General features: G+C 28.8%; 5 protein-coding genes. All 5 read right to left on the bottom strand.

The genetic code is table 11. The annotated features are described in order from the left end of the window. Positions 1-204: 204 nt before the first annotated feature. On the bottom strand, positions 205-426 hold the full coding sequence (locus CVT14_RS10435) for a hypothetical protein (protein ID WP_103585681.1): 222 nt from the start codon (positions 424-426) through the stop codon (positions 205-207). Between the two features lie 2 nt (positions 427-428). After that, on the bottom strand, positions 429-1,115 hold the full coding sequence (locus CVT14_RS10430) for an AAA family ATPase (RefSeq protein ID WP_107850302.1): 687 nt from the start codon (positions 1,113-1,115) through the stop codon (positions 429-431). Positions 1,116-1,492: 377 nt separating this feature from the next. Further along, positions 1,493-2,785 (bottom strand): DUF5710 domain-containing protein, encoded by a 1,293-nt coding sequence (locus tag CVT14_RS10425; protein WP_107850301.1) that lies wholly within the window; start codon positions 2,783-2,785, stop codon positions 1,493-1,495. 685 nt (positions 2,786-3,470) lie between these two features. Then, positions 3,471-3,869: a type II toxin-antitoxin system VapC family toxin gene (locus CVT14_RS10420; RefSeq protein WP_107850300.1), complete on the bottom strand. Its 399-nt coding sequence runs from the start codon at positions 3,867-3,869 to the stop codon at positions 3,471-3,473. Then, entirely contained in the window at positions 3,869-4,723 is an 855-nt protein-coding gene (locus CVT14_RS10415; protein WP_107850303.1) for a hypothetical protein, read from the bottom strand. Before CVT14_RS10415 ends, CVT14_RS10420 begins: the two co-directional genes overlap by 1 nt. Between the last annotated feature and the right edge of the window lie 424 nt (positions 4,724-5,147).

Below are 5,147 nucleotides of genomic sequence, written 5' to 3'. Positions count from 1 at the left end.
TGCTAATACAATATTTAAATACTTATATTAAAAACAGAAAGCACCTACTGTGTATTTTTTAGTATTAGAAAAGTTTAATATTATCTTATACTTATGAAATTTTTATATTTTTAGTATGCTTATTTTTTAAATTTTTGAAGAATATTATATTAATTTAATATTATTATGATATTAAATTAATATAATTATAATATCTAAACAATATTAGCTAAAAATTTTAAAGCGTATATATTGATTTACGCCCATACCAATTTTTTCCGCTTCTATCTTTACACGATCAAATTCATCTTGCGTAAAATAAAGTAAAAATGACTTATCTCGTTTTAAATTTTTAGGCTTTTTTGCTTCTGATGTTTCTCCTCTTGCCTGATTTATAAATTTTTCCTCGCTAGTAGCTGGAGTTGTATTTACTTTTTTAAAACCCATTTTTAATCCTTAATATTTTCTTTTACAACTTGTAATAGCTCGGCATAAAAACTTTCGAAATCTTCAAGTGCCCTATCCCCATTTTTGCAAAATTCACTCAAACTATTCCCATTTGAAACAGTTTTTCTATAAGCTTGTCTTTCGTAAATAACAGAGTTTAATAAAAAGACATCGCTTAAATTTCGCTCCTTTTTTGCATCATCGATGTATTCACGCATACTTTCAAGCTCTTTTGCCAAAAAAGGATTTGGAGAAACGCGGTTTACAAGTATAAGCGTAAGCAATTCCTCATTTAACTCTTTCGCTTCACTACTAAGATCAAGCATGCGATCAAGAACGCTCACATCATACTGTGATGGTATGGTTGGTATTATAAGTACATTTGATGACAACATAGCCTTACGCATCTCCTTACTATCGCGCCCGCCAGTATCTACTACAATAGAGTCAAAGTTATACCGCATACGCTTTATCTCATCACCCAAGCTAACACCTGTTTTTGATACACTTGAAAAGAGCGGTTTTAAATTTGACTGACTTCTAATATCTGAAAAAACTTCGGTTGAACGTTGTGGATCAGCATCTATTAAAAGGACGTTATCTCCATCCTCTGATAGCCTAGCTGCTAAATTTACAGCGAGTGTAGTTTTGCCACTACCACCTTTTTCATTTACGATAGATATTACCATTTTTAATCCTTTTCTTTTTATGGGATTATATCATAAAAATATCTTTTTCATATCTATATATTTTTATATAAATATTATTACCATATTATTATAATATTTATATCATATAATCTCTTTAGTTGGGAATATAGATAAGAATTATAAATATTAATACACAAAACACAAATTTGAGAATACTTATTCTGCTATGATAAAAGATATAATTAATTAGTAACCCTCCATACAAAAAAAATAGGTATTTATTAGCAGGCAATACAACCACAAAAGCGATACATAATTTTCAAATAATGATAGAAAGCATTATTATTTTTATATAATAATATTATTATAATATCTAAATCATATAAAAATAATATTATATAAATATATTTTAGATATTATAATAATATTTCTAATTGACGCCCTACTTCGTCAATTCCTCTGCTATTATACAAATCATTAAAGTCGCTACATCCACTGTAAATTTCCTTATCATTAAAATTTGGGATACAGATACTTACACTTTTAAAATTATTTTTAATCTGCATTGCCTTTTCTTTTCCAATATTAAACCCACTCTCTTTTTCTTTTTTGACATCATTATCAGCAGCAATTATGATATGTATATTACAAAACCTTGCAGAAAAATCCTGAACTACAAATTCTAAATTACCCACATCAAGTCCAACTATTACAGGCATCTTACAAGCTTCATGAACGCTTGCTGCAGTGGCAAAACCTTCACATATATAAATTTTATTATATTTTAATAAAGCCTCAATATTAAGTTTAGCTGAATTTTTATTATAAAGATCCATATCGTCACTTATAATAAAAAAATTTCCTCGCTTCTTAGCAAGAAGTTTTTCACCATTTTTCTTTTGCTCATTTGAAAGTAGGGCACCTATCATCTTATTTCCATTTGGAAATATCCGTTGAAGCGACCAAAATTTTTCGTTAATATCAAAAAGTGGCATAAGAAGATTTCCAAATCTATCCTGTTTCAAACCATAGTTTTTATATACTCTTTTCCTAATAAAATAGGCATGGTCTAAAGCAGCAAAATTTGCAGCCAAAAACTCATCAAGTAAAATTCTAGCTGTTTTTTTATATTCGTCTTCTAGTTCATTATCTCTTTGTAACTGCTTTTGAATAAAAACTGTATTGCCATTTGCTAAATTCTGAGTTTTTTTACTATAAATAAGTTCATCAGAATAGGGCAATATGTCTAATGTCTCATATTTCCAATTACTACTAAATCCACTTTTAAAATTTTGTATAAAACCGGCTGGTGTGCCATCTAAATAACCAACATATGCACCACTTTTTTGCGCACCCTTATCTCCATCTACTCTAACACGTCTCAAAATTCCATCCATTATTGGTGTGTCTACTTCAAGCCCAGCTGCATTTAAGGCAACTTTAAATTTTAAATATACGTCAGTAATATCATTTTGATATTTTTGAGAATAGGGCACTTTGAATTTTGTAATACCATCTGATAATACAGTTTTTTTATTAGCTACTTCTTTTTTATTTTCTTCAAGTAACTTTACTAATGCCTCAAAATCAAAAGTATCATAAATAAACCATCTTTTTTCATCACTATCCCACGTAGCCCCCATTGTTTTTGCAGCGTTTTTTAGAGAGTAGGGTACATCAATATAAATTTTTTTTCTTTTCCTTGGCATATTAAAAACCTATCATATTCATAGTAATAAAATATTATTCTAATATCTTTATAATATTATTATAATATTTAAATATTATTATAAAATTTAAAATAAACAAATTTCCCTTTGTTATTATACTAAGTTTCTATATCCATCCTTACAATGACACTTTTACAAGATCAATAAAAATAAGCTCAAAGTTTTATTGATCTTGTAAAAACAAGTAACATCGATCAGGATATAAAAACATAATCAACAACACAAATATTATCTCTTAATGAAATAAAAAATCTCCAAAAAAAACAAAATTTGATCTTATATAAAATTCTTTCCCAAAAAAAGAAACAAATACTGCCCATTTGTAAAAAAGTACCTTACAATAAAGAAAAAGCAAAGATTATAAAATAAACCAATGATAATAGTCTTTCTTTTTTGGTGTTTTTATTTTTGTGCGAATTTTTTGCTTGCAAAAAATTAATAGCACAATTATAAAAGTTCAAAAGTTATTTACTTTTGATTTACCTTATTTTTGGTTCTGGCAAAAAGAAAAGAATAAGAAGGGAAAATGCTATAAAAAATGGTCTTAAAGTGCGGTAATTTCGTGGACCGTAGCCATTTTATATTTTCCCATGCCTGGGAAAAATGGTTTTCTGTGTGGGAAAAATTTAACCACACCAGCAAAATTTTTCCCAAAAAATTATAATTAATCATAATTTTTTACGGCAATAGCAATTTTTGGAAAGTTTTTATCACACGTGTATATAACTTCGCAGCCTTCTTTATCTGCGCAAAAGTATTGCAATGCATCCTCCAAGTCGGCGTTAGAATTTTTAGAGTACTTTATAGCCTTCTTTATTGTTTCGACACCAAAGCTTGCTAGCTGCCATTTTTGAGTTATCACTTCTAGAAAGTCAAGCAATATATGCTGTTTTTGCTTTGAATGACGTAAATTGTAATAAAGTGTGCTAATACTATCTTCACTAATAACAATATCAGTGCCATTTCGCATTAAATTTTGCATGAGTGCAACAGCTTTTTGGTTATTTGCTCTATCAGTATCAATAATATCAATAATAATATTTAGGTCAAAAAAGACTTTCATTATTCATCCCTTTGGTTTAGTTCATCTGACTTAGCAGCCCTAAGTGACTTAGCGTCGCCTTTAAAATCACCCTTAAACGCTCCAACAAATTTCATAATATCGGCAATATCGCTCTCTACGCCGCTTGTTGCTTCATTTGTTGTTTCAGATTTTACCTCGATGGCTTCTGGCTTGTCCTCGGCTGGCTCCTCATCATGTTTTTTTGATATCACGATCTCAGTTTCACTCTTATTTGCTGAATGTTGGATCTGTTTTACGCTATCGATCTGAAAATCATCGGGGGCTGCCAAAACCTTGTCAAATCCATCGTAGGCTGCATCAGTTAAAATTTCTTTTGTCATCTCAAGTGTTTCGAAATTAAATGTTTTAACAGTCGTTTGTCTTAGCTGTTTGAGATCTTTTATTGAACCTTTGCCTACGATTTGTGGGTTTAGCATAAATGAGTTTTTGCCTATAATGTCAAATTTGTCCTTGTCATTTTCACTGATTTTAAAAATTGCTTGCTTATCTTCTAACTCTTTCAGGGCACGATATACACTTGATTTTGCTAGGATCTTTCTCTCTTCAAAGTATTTGACAAAATCACTATCATATTTAAAGATGTTTTTATAATTGACATTTTTTATCATCACTAAAAAAACCGTTCTGGCATTGTTTGAAAGATTTTCAACTAAAAAGTCTAAATTTTCAACAAATACCTTTATAAACGCGTCTTTTGACTGTTCTTTTTGTAAAAAGCTTGTTACTATTGTTTTTACTTCACCTGTTTGGCTGTCCACTATCTCTTGCGTCCGATTGTAAAGCCTGGCACTCGTAGAACGAGATTTTTCAAGATCTATAATCTCTCTTGCCATATTTGTCCTTTTTTTCATTTTTTGAGACGAATTTACATTTTTTCGCCTTATTGCCTACTTAATTTTTCCCAAAAAATGATACAAAATTTATTATTGTAGAAAATTTTTTCCCAGAAAAAAATATTTTTATTTTAAAAGTATGGTTTAAATCAAAATTATAAATAATTTTCACTATATAATATTTTTCCATAAGAGGTGTATTTTTGGACTACTCATAAATTTAAGCTGAGAGTATGCAATACTCTCAAGTGACTTTTGTTAAATTTCACGACCTAAAATTAAAAATTTGAAAAAATATTTAAAATTTGTACTATCTAGAAAATCAAAAAACATAGATTATTTTTATGAAAAGATAATTTTTATAGTTTGTGGGTCTAATGGACCCGCAAAAAAATAACATAATTTTAGTAATATTTTTTAAAAC

The sequence above is a fragment of the Campylobacter concisus genome, from assembly GCF_003048445.1.
Taxonomy (GTDB): Bacteria; Campylobacterota; Campylobacteria; order Campylobacterales; family Campylobacteraceae; genus Campylobacter_A; species Campylobacter_A concisus_BF.
This window is presented reverse-complemented; position numbering and strand designations above follow the sequence as displayed.